This is a genomic window from Psychrobacter pocilloporae, assembly GCF_029872915.1.
GTDB classification, from domain to species: Bacteria; Pseudomonadota; Gammaproteobacteria; order Pseudomonadales; family Moraxellaceae; genus Psychrobacter; species Psychrobacter pacificensis.
The window spans coordinates 256,166-274,747 of the sequence record NZ_PGFT01000001.1 but is presented as its reverse complement, the minus strand read 5'-3'; the positions used below and the strand labels follow the sequence as shown (position 1 = coordinate 274,747).

Here is an 18,582-nt window from a genome sequence, read left to right as displayed (position 1 = left end):
GTCCATTTTCATTTTATGCAGCTGTCCTTAACTGGTATATACACTGTATAAAAAAAACAGGTTTCACCATAGGCGAAACCTGCAATAAAATGTGACGGTATGTGATTAGTGTAAACCATTAGTAAAGCAGACAAAAACCGTTGCCTACTGATCAGCATTTATTAATACAGCCTCAACGTTGGATAAGCTTTTTGGGCTGTAAGCGTCCATTGAGGCTAATGGCGCCCAATCCAAGAAATGCTCCTTGCTCATTTAGCAAGCGTATATCAACAGCTAACTCGTGCTGTAAAGGCTGCGAGATGTCCATGCTGTCTTCAGTACCGATATCAGAACCAGCAATATTGGTTTCTGCTTCACTGGCATGGGATATTTGATGAGCAGCATTGCTTGCAACATAATCTCTAAGCTTACCTATCAAGCTATCGGATACGTTTAAGCGCTGTCCCATATGTACGCGCGCGCACTGTTCTTCGGTCAGTACCAACTCAGCATCGATATCAATACACGCATCGACAGGCAATAACTGAGAGTGTCGGCTATCTAAGTCTTTGTCTTCTAAAGCCGATAGTGCAATAGAATCATCAATACTAAAATTACCGACTTGCGTGCGACGCAATGCCGTTAAATGTCCAAGCGTTCCTAGCTTTTTTGCAATATCCTCTGCTAATACGCGTACGTAAGTCCCTTTGGTACAAGTGACTGTCAAACAAATCTGTATATCATCAATCGCATGCAGCTCAATCGCCTTAATAATGATATCTCTCGGTGGCCTATCAATTTCAATACCAGCGCGGGCATACTCATACAGTTTTTTGCCATCTTTTTTTAATGCTGAATACATCGGTGGTATCTGCTGCTGAGGGCCCAGAAATTGCTGTGCGATAGTAGCCAATGAAACATCATCAAATGTTGGAATAGATGATTGTGCCACCACTTGACCGTCTGCATCACCCGTATCGGTTTGACTACCAAGCAAAATCGTTGCTTGATAAGACTTGTCAGCATCCAGTTGATAATGACTAAACTTGGTCGCTTCGCCTAGGCAAATCGGCAATAAACCAGTTGCCATCGGATCAAGCGTACCAGTATGACCAGCCTTTTTGCTATCGTGTATCGGTGACTTAAACAAATACTTCACTTTCGACACAACTTGCTGTGAAGTCATACCTTTGGGTTTGTCCACCAAGATAACCCCTGAAACTTTTATTTTTTCAGGTGCTTTGCTGGCTTTTTTATCAGGTTGCTTAGACGTTATAGACATAATAATAACTTACTCGTCATTCTCGTTTTGCTCAGTTTTGTTGACGGCTTTATTAATCAAGTCCATCATGTAGTTACCACGAGCAGTCACTTCATCATAGTGAAAGCGTAGGCGCGGCGTAGTACGTGTTTTTAGGCTATGGCTCAGCTCAGTACGCAAAAACCCTGCTGCTTTATTCAGTACTTTGACGCTTTCTACGTGATTGGTCTTAGTCATGGCATCATTGAGCTCAGGCTCCATGATAGTGACATAGATATCTGCATAGCCTAAATCTGGGCTCACTTTGACACTGGAGATTGTGACAAAACCTGTCAGACGAGGATCATTGACTTCATCACGAATAAGAACAGCAAGCTCACGCTGGATCTGATCGGATAAGCGTTGTAAACGTTGGTTCATGTTGTTACCTTACTTTAATGGGTCTATTGTTATTAATATATAGAACTGTTTGCTAAAAAATGTAGTAATGATATTTGCTAAAAAAGGCCTAGCAGGGTGTACCTGATAGGCCTAAGTACAGCTGAATATCGACAGAGTATCTAGCATGCTCAGCACATTTGGCATATTGCATTGCTACATACTCTGTTATCGAACAGCGGCTTTAGATAGTACGGGCGAACTCTTGAATTTCAAAGACTTCGATCTTATCGCCAGCTTCGACATCATAGCCACGAACGGCCAGACCACATTCCATACCAGTACGTACTTCATTGACGTCTTCTTTATAACGACGTAATGATTGCAATTGACCAGTAAAGATGACTTGGTCATCACGCAATACGCGGATAGGTTTGTTGCGATAGATTGTACCTTCAACCACCATACAACCAGCAGCCGCACCAAACTTACTAGAGCGGAATACTTCACGAACTTCTGCAACACCCAAGATTTTCTCACGATGTTCAGGAGCAAGCATACCACTCATTGCAGATTTCACATCATCAATCAAACCATAGATGACACTATAGTAACGAATATCCATGTTAGCTGTATCTGCTTTACGGCGTGCGGTGGCATCTGCACGGACGTTAAAGCCTAACAATACCGCTTCGCTAGATTCTGCAAGTGTTACGTCAGACTCAGAGATAGGACCAACACCTGAACTGATAACTCTGACTTTTACTTCATCAGTAGACAATTCATTTAGGGCAGCTAGTAGTGCTTCAAGTGAACCACGTACGTCTGTCTTCAATACAATGTTCAAGAATGACACATCGCCTTGACCCATCTGATCGAACATGCTTTCTAAACGCATGGCATTTTGACGCTCAAGTTGGCGCTCACGCTCACGGTTAGTTCTAAAGGCCGCAACTTCGCGCGCTTTTTTCTCGTCCGTTACTACTAAGAATTCACTACCAGCCGCAGGTGTTTCAGGCAGACCTAAAATCTCTACAGGAATAGAAGGGCCAGCTGATTTAACACGTTGACCATTCTCGTCAGTTAGTGCACGTACTTTACCATAGTGCTCACCAGCTAGAACCAAGTCGCCTTGTTTCAACGTGCCTTTCTTAACTAGAACACTAACCACAGGGCCACGACCTTTTTCGAGTCTTGATTCAATAACCACACCTTGTGCAGCACCGTCTAGTGGCGCCTCTAACTCCATTAACTCAGCTTGCAAGCTAATAAACTCTAGTAAGTCGTCGATACCTTCGCCTGTCTTGGCTGAAATACGTGCCATTGGTGTGTCGCCACCCCATTCTTCTGTGACGACTTCTTTGGTAGTCAATTCATTGAGAACACGGTCAGGATCAGCACTTGGCTTATCCATTTTATTAATAGCAACAATGATTGGCGTACCAGCAGCACGTGCATGATCAATCGCTTCTGCCGTTTGTGGCATCATGCCATCATCAGCTGCGACGACAAGTACAACAATATCAGTTGCCTGAGCACCGCGTGAGCGCATTGCGCTAAACGCTGCGTGACCTGGAGTATCAAGGAAAGTGATAACACCACGATCGGTTTCTACGTGATAAGCACCGATATGCTGAGTAATACCACCTGCTTCGCCAGTCGCTACTTTGGTCTCGCGAATCTTATCAAGCAATGAGGTCTTACCATGGTCAACGTGACCCATGATCGTCACTACTGGCGGACGGGTTTGCACGTTACTGCTGCGCTCATCGACAGCATCTTGTAGATCGTCTTCGACCTTGGTATCACTGACAAGGACAGGGTTGTGACCCATCTCTTCAACGATCAGACTTGCTGTCGCTTGATCGATGGTGTCTGATTCGCGAGCGATTTCACCCATTTTCATCAGTAACTTAATGACTTCACGAGCCTTGACTGCCATACGCTGCGCAAGATCTGCAACAGTGATGTGCTCACTGATTTCGACGTCATAGACGATTTTTTCGACAGGTTTTTCAAACTTATGTTGTGAGGCTTGCGTTGAACGCAAACCGTTTTTACGGTTTTTGATTTCACGCTCATCTTGATTTTTACGACGACGACCACGAGCACCCGTGCTGTTTGCACCGCGTTTGATTTCGCGACGTTCTTTTTCAAATGACTCTTCTAATGCATCACCGACCAGGCCTTCAGCCAATGGTTCATCTTTACGCACTTCGGCAACAGGCTCACGATCGGTATATTTACCAGCCATTTTACGCATTTGCTCAAGCGTACGCTTTTGCGCTTCTTCTGCTTGAGTACGGCGAGTTTCTAATTCGATTTCACGTAGACGCGCTTCTTCTTTCTCACGAGTTTCGCGAGCTTTACGCTCAGCAGCTGTCTCAACTTTAGGTTTAGTAGCAGTAACCTTTTTCTTCGGCTGCTCTTTAGGCTTGACTTCAACGGTGGCTTTGCTCGCTTTACCGCCTTTTTTAACGACAACTGACGTAGAAATATCATCGTTTTTGTCGTCTGATTTTTTGCTAGAGCCTAAGCTTGCACGCATTGCAGCTAAAGTTGCCGCTTGGCGCTCTTCTGCTTTTTTCTTGGTCGCAGCACGTTCTTCTGCTTCTTTAGCAGCACGCTCTTGAGATTCAATGAGAGCCTGCTCTCGCGCGGCTAATTCTTCAGCTATTTTCTTTGGATCCGGCTTCTCAAATACTTTCTTTTTGCGTACTTCAACATTAACGCTCTTAGATTTACCCGAAGAGCCAGTCACACGAGCGGTACTCGTTGTCTTAGATTTGAGACTAATACGACGCTTTTCGTTTTGACCATGACTTTGTTTTAAATACGTCACCAACTTCTCTTGCTCAAACTCGGTGACTAGGTCATCCTCTGCGCGAGCAGGCAGGCCAGCATCTACTAATTGCTGCTTTACAGCACTTGTAGTTTTGCCTACCATTTCTGCCAGTTCTTTGACGGTCTTATCTGCCATTTATTATCACCTACTGTCTATTATTTGCTATATGTTCAATTCAGTTGTTGGCTACAAATGATTGGGTTAAGGCCAGTATTTACAGTATGTAGACACCAGCACTTTATTCTCAATAGCATATCACCAAAAGACAGCGATATGCAGTTACCGCTTATTCATCGAACCAAGATTCCCGAGCTTTCATGATGAGTTTTCCTGCAGTTTCGGAGTCTAATCCTTCGATATCTTCTAGATCGAAGACGGCTTGTTCTGCTAAATCATCCACGGTAATAATATCTTTTTGTGCCATTTTATAGGCCCAGCTGACTGTCATACCTTCAAGCTCTTGGAGCTCTTGACTTGGCTCTTTCATGTTCTGTTGTTTGACCAGCTCATCAGCAATGACGACGTCTTTAGCACGTTCTTGAATCATGTCGATTGCTTCATCGTCTAACCCTTCAATGTCATAGAAGGTATCGACTGGCACATAGGCCACTTCTTCGATACTGGTAAAACCAATATCAACCAGCGCCTGCGCTAGATCTTGATCAACTTCTAGGCGATCATAAAATAATTCAATAAATGCTTTTGATTCGTTTTCTTGACGCTGTTTGTACTCTTCTTCGAGCATCATATTCAGCTTATAGCCAGTCAACTCAGAGGCCAAGCGTACGTTTTGGCCTTGTGAGCCAATCGCGCGTGCCAGTTGATCGTTGGTGCTAAAGATAATATCTGCTGTTTGAGTGTCTTCATCTAAGATGATGCTGCTGACATCAGCTGGTTCTAAAGAGCTGATGATGAATTGAGCTGGATCATCTGACCAAACCACAACATCGATACGCTCACCATCTAGCTCTTGCTGTACTGCTTGGATACGTGTACCACGCATACCAATACAAGCCCCAACAGGATCAATCCGATGATCGTTGGTCTTCACGGCTATTTTAGCACGGGTGCCCGGCAAGCGAGCGACGTTACGGATTTCGATAATTTGTTCTGCAATCTCAGGTACTTCTTTTTGCATCAATGCTGATAGCATTTCAGGATGCGTGCGAGATAGCAACAGCTGTGCACCGCGGTTTTCACGGTTTACATGATATAAAATGGCGTTGATACGCGATTTTGCACGTAGCTGCTCACGTGGCAACATTTGATCGCGTGACAAGTAGCCTTCAGCATTGTCGCCTAAGTCGATGATATAGCCATCACGTGTCTGTTTCTTGACTTCGCCATACATCATTTCACCAACACGCGGCTCAAAAGCGTCTGCCACAAGTGCGCGCTCAGCTTCACGGATTTTTTGGATGATGACCTGCTTTGCTTGAGTGGCTGCAATACGACCAAATTCAATCGATTCGATTTGCTCTTCTTTGATATCACCAATTGACCATTCTTCTTGATCAAGATCTGTGATAGCAAGCTGACAAGCAGGCATTTCATGGTCTTCATCTGCAACCACTGTCCAATAACGATAAGTGTCATAATCGCCAGTTGCACGGTCAATAGCTACTCGCACAGCCACTTCTGGCTGCTCGGTATATACTTTTTTCTTGGTCGATACCACCAAAGCGTCTTCTATGGCTTCAAAGATGTCTTCAGGATTTAAGCCCTTTTCATTACTGACAGTTTCTACTACCGTTAAGATTTCACGACTCATGCTATACCTGTCCTATCATTTTTTAATTGACTTAAATTTTATAATTTGGGTGTTGCTATTATATAGTTACTATAAGCCACATAAGCTATTTGAAGATGACACTGCTGATCTATGAGCAGCTGCCTAATAATATGTCGTTAGGCATCTTCGTAAACTAAGTTGGCTTTATCAATATTACTTAATGCAATCTCAAACTGCTCACCATCGCTTGACGTCAGTTTTAAAACTTTATCATCGATACTATCTAATGTACCTGTTGCTTTACGACGTTTTTGATCACCTGTGCCGATAGCTTGAATCAAACGCAAGCTTACTGTTTGACCCACATAGGCATGCATCTGCTCATCTGAGAAAAATGCACGGTCAAAACCAGGTGAAGACACTTCTAAAATATATTCACCAGCGATAGGATCATGAACTTCTAAGATACCGCTTACTTGATGGTTCACTGCGGCACAGTCTTCGATAGTAACGTGCTTATCTTGGGCTTGGTCTTCTGGCAATGCCTCAATATAAATACGCAATAAAGAGCGACGGCCTTGTGGCGCAAATTCTATACCCCATAGCGACACATCGCAAGCGGCCACAGCAGGGGCAATAATATTAGTCAGTTCTGCAACTTTAGTCGAAAGCTTCATAATCTCTTTGTATTTTCCTATTCGCTTATCTATCGTACTCAGTAAACCGTATCAAAGCTTTGCTCTTTTCGTACTTATATATAGTAAGAATTACGGTCATTATATAATGGTAAACCACAAACATATAACAGGTATTGTGCGTTTATATAGGGGCGAGCCTAAAAAACATCAAGCTCAGCCAAACAATGCTTTTATTAGTTATAAAGCACTACTATCGATAAAAGCGTGAGGAATAAAAGATAGTGTTGCTTAAGGAGCATCGTGCCAGTGGCGGCCGATGATGACCAGTGACGAGTAATATCGTACTCTATAGACCTAGAGCTTAACATAAGTAGGATAGATACCGCGATAACACTGACCTTCAGATACAAAAAAACCCACAAACATTATGGTGGGTTAATCGGTACTGACAAATTTAGTGTGCAAAACATCAGTATAAAAAGTGGTAGCGGGGGCTGGATTTGAACCAACGACCTTCGGGTTATGAGCCCGACGAGCTACCAGACTGCTCCACCCCGCATCAATCTAGAACGCATATTATAGTGAGATAATGTAGAAGTGTCAACACTTTATTTAAAATAATTATAAATCAAGTGATTACTACTAAAAATCCAACCTGACGCTATGCTACGTCTATAAAACTTGGTGCGATTGGGGGACTTGAACCCCCACGGCTTGCGCCACCACCCCCTCAAGATGGCGTGTCTACCAATTCCACCACAATCGCATTTTACTACTCTGTTTTCTAACTTCCTATCTACTATATATAATGCGTAAGGTAGGCATTAATAGATAAGGACTTGCGAAAACAGAAAAGCATTGTAAATGTAACCTACCAAAATAGCAAGCACTGACTACTCAAAAGCCACTTATTCAGGATTTTGTGTCAATGGACGCGGCGTTTGCGGTGCTGACACTGGCGCGTCTAGACGAAACTGGTCTTCGGCCTGCTTACGCGCATGCACCGCCAGCGTCATACTCGTAATAAAGAATATGACCGTTAGTACTGCAGTCGCACGCGTCAAAAAGTTGGCAGTTCCCGCTGCACCAAATACAGTACCTGATGAGCCGGCACCAAAAGAAGCCCCAGCATCTGCCCCTTTACCATGCTGTATCAAAATCAAGCCGATCATGGCAATGGCCACGATAATATGCAGGGCTAATATAAACGTAAACATGGTGGCCTCTTTTGCCGCGTAATGACGACTGATAACGGAAAATAAAACGTAAGGTTAATAAAAATAATGACTAGCATCTCATGATACCAAATCGATTATATAAATAAGGCGCATTGTACATGATTGCAAGGGTACTGTTAAACCTACTTTTACCAACTGGTAAAACCATACTGTCTATCAGCTATGATACTGATATCTGAGCGTTATTTATTTGATTAAGCATTCGCTTGACTAAAAGCATCAGCGATCGCTAAAAAGCTATCTGCTTTCAATGAGGCACCGCCAACCAATGCGCCATCAATCATAGTATCAGCAGCAAAGCTATCAGCATTATCAGCATTGACGCTACCACCGTATAAGACGGTGACTGTATCGGCCATATCAGCAAAACCTGCAACGGTTTGCTTGATGTGTTGATGAGTCTTACTGACCTCTGCCACAGTCGGTACTTTACCTGTACCAATTGCCCAGACAGGTTCGTAAGCGACGAGTAGCTTTTCAGATAACGATGCTGCTAAATCTGGTTGCTGAACAAGCATATCTTTAATCACTGAGAGTTGTTCATTGATAACGTCAAGTGTTTGACCATTATCATACTGTTCTTGCGTTTCGCCGATACAGAACACCACACCAAGATTTTGAGAAAACGCATGAGACAGTTTATTTATTAGACAGTCATGAGATTCTTTATGATACTGGCGACGTTCAGAGTGACCAAGTATCGTCCAAGTAGCTCCTGTATCTGCGACTTGCTGTGCTGAGCAGTCTCCGGTGTAAGCGCCTGTGCTTGCACTATGAGCGCTCACGTCTTGAGCGGCGCTGATTATTGAAGTATTTGCTAAGCGTGCACTGACTGCGGCCAAATGAATACAGCTTGGTGCTACCATCAATTTGCATTGACTACTAGAGGTTGGCATTTTAGCTTGATTTTTAGCATCAACCTTAGTCAGCAGGTCATTTAACAGCGCATCAACATCATGGCTGGTTGCTGGATTCTGCTTCCAATTACCGATTACCCAAGCTTGCATACTTATCTACCTTGTCTCATGTATTCGCGCCAATTCGGCTAATATGCGCGCCAGTATAACAAATAATTCGTAAGTGCTATAGTAGTGTACTGCCAGAAGCAGCGGTGCTTTTCAATACCTATGTTCAAAAATGACAACTAAAAACAGAGATTTTGACGTATTGATTGTTTAATCATTTGTAGAAAGCCTTTAAACTAAAATAAAGTAAAGTCGTATATTGTGTCTAACAGAAATTAAAAATTATTAGGGCGTGTTGAACATTCGCAAATAGGCACTGCTGATCGCTAAAATTGTTCCAGACAAGGCACAAAGCGACGATAATGCAGATGCCTTAGCGAGATTTGTAACGCAGTATGGGGCAATTTTAGCATCAGCCCCAACGATAAAAGCAGGGGACAGGACTCTTTTTTGCCGCTTCATCGTTAAAAATAAGCGCTTAGAATGACTAAACTTATTATTTTTAACATCGAATCGCCTAAAAAATAGTCGCTGTCAATGCCATGGTCGAATGTTCAACACGCCCTAAATGCTCTCTAAGTTATTACGAAAGAAGTAGAAATAACTTGCTGAATCAAAATACGCATCCATTACCGCAAATATATTAAAGCATATATAGTAGTCTGTATTCTAAAGCGGTGTGCAAACCCTTTATCAAGGAGAGGTCATAATGTCTATTACAACCAGTAAATATGGTGGTCTAGCGCAGCAGCTCATCAGTGATGGTGTCGTTAGCGAAGCAAATATGAAAACGGCACAGATTGAGTCGCAGGAGCAGAAAATCGGATTGGTGCCGTACCTTGTAGACAATAAACTGGCTGATTCTTATGACCTTGCTCAAATGTTATCACAAGCCTTTGGCGATCCCTTGTTCGATCTCGATGCGCTCAGCACTGATGTCATTCCAAAGGACTTAGTCGATGAAAAAATCGTCCGTAAGTTTAATGCATTGCCATTATTCAAGCGCGGCCAACGCTTATTTGTAGCGCTCAGTGATCCAACTCGTGTTGATGCTATTGATGCTATTGCCTTTAATTCTCGCTTGTCTATTGAAACCATTGTTGTTGAAGAAAACAAGCTAAAAAATCGTATCGAAAGCGTTTACGCTGATACGATGCAGAGCTTTGACAGCTTCTCTGACAGTGACTTAAATGTTGGTTTTGAGGATGGTGATGAAGGTAACGATAACGGTGAAACGAAGCTTAGTGATGGGGTCGATGAGGCACCTGTTGTAAAATTTGTTAATAAAATGTTGGTCGATGCTATTCGCATGGGTGCCTCTGATTTGCACTTTGAGCCTTACGAAAAATCTTTCCGAGTACGTTTTCGTGTTGATGGCGTGATGCAAAAGATGGCCAGTCCGCCAGTCCAGCTCGCTGGTAAAATTGCGGCTCGTCTAAAAGTCATGTCACAGATGGATATCTCAGAGCGCAGAATACCACAAGATGGTCGTATCAAGCTCAAAATCTCTAAGACCAAAGCCATCGATTTCCGGGTAAACTCATTACCAACCTTATTCGGTGAAAAAATCGTTTTGCGTATCCTAGATCCTTCATCAGCCATGCTTGGTATTGATGCGCTAGGGTATGAACCTGATCAGCAGGAGATGTTTTTAGAAGCGCTGCACAAACCGCAAGGTATGCTACTGATTACTGGCCCTACTGGTTCTGGTAAGACAGTCTCTCTTTACACAGGTATCAATATCTTAAACACTGGTGCCACCAATATTTCAACCGCCGAAGACCCTGTGGAGATTAACCTTGAAGGTATCAATCAGGTCAATGTCAACGCTAAGGTCGGCCTAACCTTTGCTAATGCGCTCAAGTCTTTTTTGCGTCAAGATCCTGATATTGTCATGGTTGGTGAGATTCGTGACTTGGAGACTGCCGAGATCGCTATTAAAGCGGCACAAACAGGGCATATGGTACTCTCCACCCTACATACCAATTCAGCACCCGAGACATTAACGCGTTTGCGTAATATGGGTGTGGCTTCTTTTAACATTGCAACGTCAGTCAACTTAGTCATTGCGCAACGTTTGGCGCGGCGACTGTGCAAGAACTGTAAAAAACCGATCAATATCCCTCGTCAAAGTTTGCTAGAGATTGGTTTTACTGATGCAGATTTGGATAATCCAGATAACGTGATTTATGAGCCAGTGGGCTGCAATGAGTGCCGTGAAGGTTATAAAGGCCGTGTAGGTATTTATGAGGTGATGAAGGTCAGCCCCGACATCTCACGTATCATTATGGAAGATGGCAATGCCATAGATATCAAAGATGCGGCGCTCAAAAATGGTTTTCGAGATCTACGCCGTTCTGGGGTTTTAAAAGTTCTGCAAGGTGTCACTAGTATTCAAGAAATGATGCGCGTTACTTCTGAATAAGTAGCATAAGCATTAAGTCGTATATGCAGCTATTAATCTTCTAGTATTTTTCTTTCTAAAGGCTCCTAACGTAGAAATACTATCTAATAGATATACTTAAAAATAAAACAGATAGGCACTGGTTTTTTGCGCTAAAATAAAGTATACCAGCCAACAATTTTGTCTGGTATTCTGCTTTATGTTTGCAATATCTATATTAGACAATTTCGAGGGTAGTAATATGGCAAAAGCTAAGACTGACATGCTGTTGGACTTTGTCTATGATGGCGTAAACCGGCGCGGGCAAAAGGTGAAAGGCGAAACCACTAGTCGTAGCTTAGAGTTAGCCAAAGCAACTTTACGCAAGCAAGGGATCACGGTTAAAGGTATCAAGAAGAAACCAAAACCGCTCTACACCTTCAAAAAACCAATTAAAGCCATTGATATTGCGATTTTTGCGCGACAATTGGCAACGATGATGAAAGCAGGTGTCCCGCTGACTCAATCTTTTGAAATTGTAGCAGATTCGCTTGATAATCCGAGTATGAAAGACTTGGTGCTACAAATCAAAGCTGATATCGAAGCAGGTGGCACCTTTGCTTCCGCCCTACGTAAACACCCTCGTTACTTTGATGATCTATTCTGCTCACTCGTCGAATCTGGTGAACAATCGGGTGCGCTAGAGACCATGCTTGAGCGTGTAGCGACTTATAAAGAAAAAAGCGAACTACTAAAAGCAAAGATTAAGAAAGCAATGAAATATCCGATTGCTGTCATCGTAGTTGCCATTATCGTTACTATGATTCTACTAATAAAAGTCGTGCCTGTATTTTCAGACCTATTTGAGTCATTTGGCGCAGAGCTACCTGCTTTTACTCAAATGGTAGTGGGTATGTCTGAGTGGATGAAAGCATGGTGGTTTATTTTAATTATTTTTATCGGTGGGGCTATTATCGGATTTTCAGAAGCAAAAAAACGCTCTAAAAAATTCCGTGACTTTTTAGACCGTGCGGTATTAAAAGCACCAATTTTTGGCAATATTGCTTATCAAGCAATTATTGCGCGCTTTGCTCGTACCCTATCTACCACTTTTGCCGCTGGTGTACCTCTCATTGATGCGCTAGATTCTACTGCTGGTGCGACCAACAATGTCGTGTTTTATAATGCCACTCAACAGGTCAAAAATGACGTTTCTACTGGTCAGCAACTACAGTTCTCCATACGTTCAACCAATTTATTCCCAAGTCTCGTTATTCAAATGGTGGGTATCGGCGAAGAGTCTGGTAGCTTGGAAGAAATGCTCGATAAAGTCGCTGTCTACTACGAAAACGAAGTCGACAATGCCGTTGATGGTTTGACCAGCTTAATGGAACCTATGATCATGGCTGTACTGGGTGTATTAGTTGGTGGTCTGGTCATTGCGATGTACTTACCAATCTTCCAAATGGGCTCAGTCGTAGGATAATGGTTTAATGCAATTCATACAGTTACTACAAGAAAATATAGCTCTAGCCTTGGTCGTATTTGGTTTGTTAGGTCTTTGTGTTGGTAGTTTTTTAAATGTTGTGATTCATCGTATCCCACTTATGATGATTTACGGTTGGCGACAAGAATGTAGCCAATTTATGATCGAACAGGCAGATATGCCACGCGAGCATACGTTACCTATAGCGAATGTCGTGGCTACTGACCAACCCATTACTTTGAGTCGACCTGCCTCACGCTGCCCCCATTGCGCTCATAAGATCAGATGGTATGAAAACATACCCTTAATCAGCTGGCTGGCACTAAAAGGGCGCTGCTCAAACTGCAAAGCTGCGATTGGTTTGCGGTATCCTGTAGTTGAGTTAGTAACCGCTTTACTATCGGTGCTCGTGATCTACAAATTCGGTGTCAATGCAACTGGATTGTCAGCGCTCGTTTTAGTGTGGACACTAGTGGCTCTAACCGGTATTGATTTTGATACGCAGCTACTACCCGATCGCCTGACTTTTCCACTAGCAGGTCTAGGATTGGCCGTCAACTCACAAGGCTGGTTTGTCTCACCAACGCAGTCGATATGGGGTTTACTCTTCGGATTTTTATCACTCTGGATCGTCGTTAAAGTATTCTACTTAATCACTAAGAAACATGGGATGGGACAAGGTGATTTTAAATTACTAGCAGTATTAGGTGCTTGGCTCGGGCCCATGATGTTGCCATTAATTATTTTATTATCATCCTTGCTTGGGTCGATCGTCGGAATAATCTTGATGAAAAAACAAGGTGAGAGCAGGCCTTTTGCCTTTGGTCCTTACATTGCTGTCGCAGGCATTGTTGCTTTATTATACGGCTCAGATATCGTCAGCTGGTATCTTGGTATGTATACTTACTGAGTCTTGATAGTAAAATTTTCCCCTAATCTACAGTCACGATTATTGATAAGCAATTTCTTCATTAGTCACTGCTTTTACTACCTCTGTCAAATAAGCCATCATTATGTCAAATAAAGCCGCACAATCTTATTCGCGTCAACCACAGAATCTACAGACAAAAAACAAGACGCTCGTCGTTGGTTTAACAGGCGGGATCGGTAGTGGCAAATCCGCTGCTAGTGCTTGGTTTTCTGAGCAAGGGATCGATATTATCGATGCCGATGTGATCGCTCATGAGATCGTTACTAAAGGCAGCGATACTCTGCGCAAAATCCAAAAAAGATTCGGTGATTGGGTATTAAATGATGACGGATCAATGAATAGAGCGGCCGTACGCACGCACGTATTTGCAAACCCTGAAGCGCTTATTGAGCTTGAGGCGATCACGCATCCAGCGATACGTGAGACAGCCAAAGCACAGTTAGAGTCTAGTACCTCAGCTTATGTGGTATTGTCCGCACCCCTACTCATTGAGGGAGCAGAAGCAGGTCTTGCCAATTTATGCCAACGTATCCTTGTAATGGATGCCACCGAAGACACGCAGCTTGCGCGTGCCAGTCAGCGTGATGATCAAAGTATTCAAAAAATCAAAGCCATTATGACCAACCAGCTCAGTCGTGAAGAGCGCAATCGTCATGCAGACGATATCATACTTAACGAGAGCGACCTTGCCTCTCTATACTTACAGCTAGAACCCCTACACCAAGAGTACCTTACGCTTGCCCAGCAGCTAAAGTTCGCTGGCGATTAACCTCATACAGTGCCATACCAGTAGCGACGCTTACGTTTAAGCTTTGTAGGTTGCCATGCTCGTTTCCTGACATCGGAATATAAACCAGCTCATCGCAGCTCTCCATTGTCAGGCGGCGCATCCCCTCTCCTTCTGACCCCATAATGATGGCTGTTTTGCCAGTCAGATCAGCGGCATGGATAGGCTTCGCATCGGCATTGAGCGCCGTACCAAACACAAATACTCCTGCGTTTTTGATGTGCGAAAGTGTACGTGCCAAATTGGTGACACTAATAATCGGCATCATCTCTGCGGCCCCAACAGATACTTTAGCGACTGTGGGCGTCAGGCTTGCTGCATGGTGCTTCGGACAAACCACGGCGTCCACACCCATTGCTACGGCTGTGCGCAAGCAAGCGCCAAAGTTATGTGCGTCTGTGATTTGATCTAGCACTAACAATAAGCACTGTTCGCGACCAATAATGGTATCAAGCAGACCTTCATCAGCAAAACCTAGCGGACGAGCATTGAGTACCACGCCTTGATGCTGCGGGCTACCACATAGCTGTGTCAGCTTATCTTTTTGGGTCGGCTGGATACTGATACCATTAGCTTCCGCCTCAGCCATAATGGCTTGTACATGGCTGTCACTCTCGCGTCCCTGTTGCACAAACAAGCTAAGACCATCCAAAGGGCGGTGTTTAAGTAACGCATCAATGGCATGAATGCCGTAAAAATAAATGGGTTTTGCCATAACAGGCCTATTAAGTATTAGGTGGATATCGCGCTAAGCGATGGAATAAGAAGAATGTCATTGGCATTGAGCACTGCAACTCGTTGGCAATGAGGGAGCGATTAAGTCAGCACTAAAAACAGAAATAAACAATACCAATCTGATATTGTTTATTGTTTGGTCATTAATATTTGATGGCGTTAGCTGTTCACTGATGATGCTAGGGCGTGTCCCTAATTCAAACGTTTATCACTAAATGGGCTAAAAATGGCTAAATCTTTGACAAACGGCGTCAAATAGCTAGTCAATATCTCGATATTAACTAGCTATTTTCCTTGTTTGCCTGCGATTTATATCATTTTTATCACCATTTTTAAAATAGGGACACGCCCTAGCTTAATTGCAGCCAATATTAACTTAATCGCATTGTTGATAATATCAACCTTCTAAATGGCAGACATACTGGACGATTTCTTCGGTACGTAGATTGAAACCGCTATTGCCTTCGACAACAAACGATTGACCAGCACGGTAGTAGCTAAACTCGTCATCACCATTAATTTTCACTTCACACTCGCCGCCGGTGATTTCGATACGCTCGGATGTATTGGTGCTAAAGTGATAATGCTCAACCAAGTTATCACAAGGTAAGATCACACCCAAGGTTTTGTGACGACCGTCTTCAAACATAATGGTATGGCTGGAACAGCGACCATCATAAGATACTGTCGCTTGGGCATTAACTGTTACGTTAGTAAATTGCGCCGCTGTCATAGTGGCTTCCTTATCAAATAATTATGGTAAAACTAAAAAATAAGTAACTGGTTACCGCTAGAGCCGCGTCATCAACACACCTCTCTGCACTGAGTGCGGTATCCTTCTCTACTAGATATCTGCGTGCTAAGAGTAGCCACAGGTTCTATGAAAACGCTTTGGAATAATGACTGATTGGCATACTCTTCTCACTATACGCCTGTAATTTTACAAAATCATGACTCGTTATCATGCACCGTATGTCATCAATATAACAAGAAGAGTTTATCATTATGTGAGATTATGCTACCACATTATCTCTATAAAGTTTGTTAAAGCGACTAGGAAAATACTATTTGATGCTGGGCTCAAATGGGCTTATTTATCTGCTTTTATGCCATTAACACATCATTATACTGAGTCTATTTTTATGAATTTTGTCCGAAATCGCGCTTAGTATATAGACATAATTTTGCTATAATCAACCCTCTTAATGATTGATATTACAGCGATTACTCATTGCCAGTTTTTGATAATTTTGTGGTAATCTTCCAATCACAAATTCGATTATACACTCCCTTAATGTTTGTATTTGAGCACATTTAGCACCATACTGTTTGCCTACAATATTTATCTATTTAGTGTCGTTAAATAGATAAATTCATTGCTTTATTTATCTTATTTTATAGATGGCTTCTTAAGATTTATATGAAGTTCATTGTCTGTCATGAGAGGCGTTGATGCTAGTATCATTAACTTTACATCAGTTTGCGTTGATCGCTCAGCATGAGCTGAGTGTCGCTGAAGGCTTCAATGTCATCACTGGTGAAACAGGGGCTGGCAAGTCGTTATTGCTGGATGCACTATCCTTGTGTGTAGGTGCACGCGCAGACATCGCGATGGTCAGACATGGCGCAGACAACGCAGACATTTATGCTCAGTTTGATGTACACAACAACAGCGTCATTGCCGAATGGTTTGCCAAGAATGATCGGGCGCTAGACGAGCCTGAAGTACTTATTCGGCGGCAGCTGAGCAATACTGGTCGCTCAAAAGCATGGTTGAATGGTTCGCCTGCCAGTTTGGCTGAGCTAAAAAGCTTGGGCGCATTACTGGTCAATATTCATAGCCAACATGCTCAGCAAGCCTTACTCAAGCCGCAGTTTGTGGTGAATTGGCTCGATGAGATGGCACAAATAACGCCACTCACGCGTCAGACAGCCAGTAGCTATCAGCAGTATCAGCAGCTAAAGCGTCGCGCTGATGATATTGCAAGTCGCGAGGCTCAGCGTCAAGACCGTATTCAACTTTTACAAAGCCAACTGGCAGACATCACCCCTCTATTGGCTGTGGACTATGCAGAAGTTGAATCTGAGCACGAGGAGCTCTCTAATATTGAGGCCTTAATGCAAGAGGCCAGCCATGGCTTGCATCTGCTCGACAACGATACCGATGAGCCAGATGTAATGACCTTGCTCGGGCAAGTAATCAAACTTTGCGATCATCAAGTTGGTGTCAGCCAAACCTTTGAGCAAGCCTCTGAGCAGCTGCATTTGGCGCAGCAACAAATCACCGAGGTGACGGCGCTACTGTCAGATTATGCCGAGCAGCAACTACCTGACCCTGAACGCTTACAAGCATTAGACAATCTCATCAGTTTAAGTCATCGCTTATCACGTAAGTACAACTTGCCAGCGAGCGATTTGATTGATGAAGCAAAAGCTTGGCAAAAGCAATTAGAGCAGTTAGAAAACGAGCCGAGCAGTGATGCGATGGCCGCGCAAATTGAGCAAGCTTGGCAGGATTATCTAGCACTGGCCACACAGCTAAATCAAGAGCGTACAAAAGCGGCACCAACCATTAGTAAACAGCTTATAGAACAACTACAACCGCTTGCCTTACCCAATGCGCGCTGCGAGTTCGTTTTTACCAAAAAGACAGAGCCTAGCCAGTACAATGCACATGGCTGCTACGATATTGATTTATTGTTCAGTGCCAATGTCGGTATGCCCATGCAGCCACTGCATAAAATCGCCTCAGGTGGTGAGCTGTCACGAATGGCGCTGGTCATGCAAGTCTTGCAAGCAACCAACGCTGATAACAAAGCTGCCAAACCCATGCTCGTATTCGATGAAGTCGATGTCGGTATCAGCGGCGGTACGGCGCAGGTGGTCGGCGAGCTACTACGCGCGCTTGGGCAAACGCAGCAATTGCTCGCGATCACTCACCAAGCACAAGTCGCGGCGCAAGCGCACCAACATATCTTGGTACAAAAGCACCATCAAGAACAGACCGAAAGTGAGCTGATAATACTGACAGACAGCGCGCAGGTAGATGAGCTGGCGCGTATGTCTGGTGGCGTTACGATCACCGATGTGACTCGTGATCATGCTCGTAGCTTGCTGTCTGATGTCAAATGACACATTAATTGTCGTTAAATCATCCAGCACGATTCATCAAAAAAGTACTTGTTAAATCTTTGTGGCTATCAATAGCAATTGGCGCGAATCTT

General features: G+C 43.5%; 14 protein-coding genes and 2 tRNA genes. 5 read left to right on the top strand and 11 right to left on the bottom strand.

The genetic code is table 11. The annotated features are described in order from the left end of the window. Nucleotides 1-172: 172 nt before the first annotated feature. The 9 genes from truB to tpiA all read right to left on the bottom strand — a co-directional run bounded on the left by truB (nt 173) and on the right by tpiA (nt 9,078). The gene (gene truB, locus CUR83_RS01225; RefSeq protein WP_071002601.1) at nt 173-1,261 is read right to left on the bottom strand and encodes a tRNA pseudouridine(55) synthase TruB; all 1,089 of its coding nucleotides are present in this window, start codon (nt 1,259-1,261) and stop codon (nt 173-175) included. A gap of 9 nt (nt 1,262-1,270) precedes the next feature. Then, nucleotides 1,271-1,660 (bottom strand): ribosome-binding factor A, encoded by a 390-nt coding sequence (locus CUR83_RS01220; protein ID WP_093069711.1) that lies wholly within the window; start codon nt 1,658-1,660, stop codon nt 1,271-1,273. 202 nt (nt 1,661-1,862) lie between these two features. After that, nucleotides 1,863-4,598 (bottom strand): translation initiation factor IF-2, encoded by a 2,736-nt coding sequence (infB, locus tag CUR83_RS01215; RefSeq protein ID WP_093069708.1) that lies wholly within the window; start codon nt 4,596-4,598, stop codon nt 1,863-1,865. A 151-nt stretch (nt 4,599-4,749) separates the two neighbouring features. Continuing rightward, nucleotides 4,750-6,234 (bottom strand): transcription termination factor NusA, encoded by a 1,485-nt coding sequence (nusA, locus tag CUR83_RS01210; RefSeq protein ID WP_223334282.1) that lies wholly within the window; start codon nt 6,232-6,234, stop codon nt 4,750-4,752. Nucleotides 6,235-6,371: 137 nt separating this feature from the next. Next, on the bottom strand, nt 6,372-6,872 hold the full coding sequence (gene rimP / locus CUR83_RS01205; protein WP_093069703.1) for a ribosome maturation factor RimP: 501 nt from the start codon (nt 6,870-6,872) through the stop codon (nt 6,372-6,374). A gap of 443 nt (nt 6,873-7,315) precedes the next feature. After that, nucleotides 7,316-7,392: transfer RNA gene (locus CUR83_RS01200), tRNA-Met, on the bottom strand. 123 nt (nt 7,393-7,515) lie between these two features. Continuing rightward, nucleotides 7,516-7,599, bottom strand: a tRNA-Leu gene (locus CUR83_RS01195). A gap of 142 nt (nt 7,600-7,741) precedes the next feature. Next, nucleotides 7,742-8,050 (bottom strand): preprotein translocase subunit SecG, encoded by a 309-nt coding sequence (secG, locus tag CUR83_RS01190; protein ID WP_021814138.1) that lies wholly within the window; start codon nt 8,048-8,050, stop codon nt 7,742-7,744. 215 nt (nt 8,051-8,265) lie between these two features. Continuing rightward, nucleotides 8,266-9,078, bottom strand: coding sequence for a triose-phosphate isomerase (tpiA, locus tag CUR83_RS01185; RefSeq protein WP_284718905.1), 813 nt, complete (start codon nt 9,076-9,078; stop codon nt 8,266-8,268). A gap of 667 nt (nt 9,079-9,745) precedes the next feature. Between tpiA and pilB the strand changes: the two genes are divergently transcribed. The 4 genes from pilB to coaE all read left to right on the top strand — a co-directional run bounded on the left by pilB (nt 9,746) and on the right by coaE (nt 14,605). Continuing rightward, complete coding sequence (pilB, locus tag CUR83_RS01180) at nt 9,746-11,461, top strand: type IV-A pilus assembly ATPase PilB (RefSeq protein WP_284718904.1); 1,716 nt, start codon at nt 9,746-9,748, stop codon at nt 11,459-11,461. Between the two features lie 220 nt (nt 11,462-11,681). Further along, nucleotides 11,682-12,905, top strand: a complete 1,224-nt coding sequence (locus tag CUR83_RS01175; protein ID WP_252962706.1) for a type II secretion system F family protein — start codon at nt 11,682-11,684, stop codon at nt 12,903-12,905. Nucleotides 12,906-12,912: 7 nt separating this feature from the next. Continuing rightward, nucleotides 12,913-13,815 carry a prepilin peptidase gene (locus tag CUR83_RS01170; protein ID WP_093069694.1) on the top strand — a complete coding sequence of 301 codons (903 nt, stop codon included), beginning with the start codon at nt 12,913-12,915 and terminating at the stop codon, nt 13,813-13,815. A 103-nt stretch (nt 13,816-13,918) separates the two neighbouring features. Further along, the gene (gene coaE / locus CUR83_RS01165) at nt 13,919-14,605 is read left to right on the top strand and encodes a dephospho-CoA kinase (protein ID WP_093069692.1); all 687 of its coding nucleotides are present in this window, start codon (nt 13,919-13,921) and stop codon (nt 14,603-14,605) included. On the opposite strand, the gene rlmB is transcribed toward coaE, so the two are convergent. After that, nucleotides 14,568-15,338 (bottom strand): 23S rRNA (guanosine(2251)-2'-O)-methyltransferase RlmB, encoded by a 771-nt coding sequence (gene rlmB, locus CUR83_RS01160; RefSeq protein WP_093069689.1) that lies wholly within the window; start codon nt 15,336-15,338, stop codon nt 14,568-14,570. The two genes, coaE and rlmB, sit on opposite strands and share 38 nt — an antisense overlap. Before the next feature lie 417 nt (nt 15,339-15,755). Further along, the gene (gene ppnP / locus CUR83_RS01155) at nt 15,756-16,091 is read right to left on the bottom strand and encodes a pyrimidine/purine nucleoside phosphorylase (RefSeq protein WP_058023616.1); all 336 of its coding nucleotides are present in this window, start codon (nt 16,089-16,091) and stop codon (nt 15,756-15,758) included. A gap of 719 nt (nt 16,092-16,810) precedes the next feature. Between ppnP and recN the strand changes: the two genes are divergently transcribed. Continuing rightward, nucleotides 16,811-18,490 carry a DNA repair protein RecN gene (gene recN / locus CUR83_RS01150; protein WP_093069687.1) on the top strand — a complete coding sequence of 560 codons (1,680 nt, stop codon included), beginning with the start codon at nt 16,811-16,813 and terminating at the stop codon, nt 18,488-18,490. The last annotated feature ends 92 nt before the right edge of the window (nt 18,491-18,582 follow it).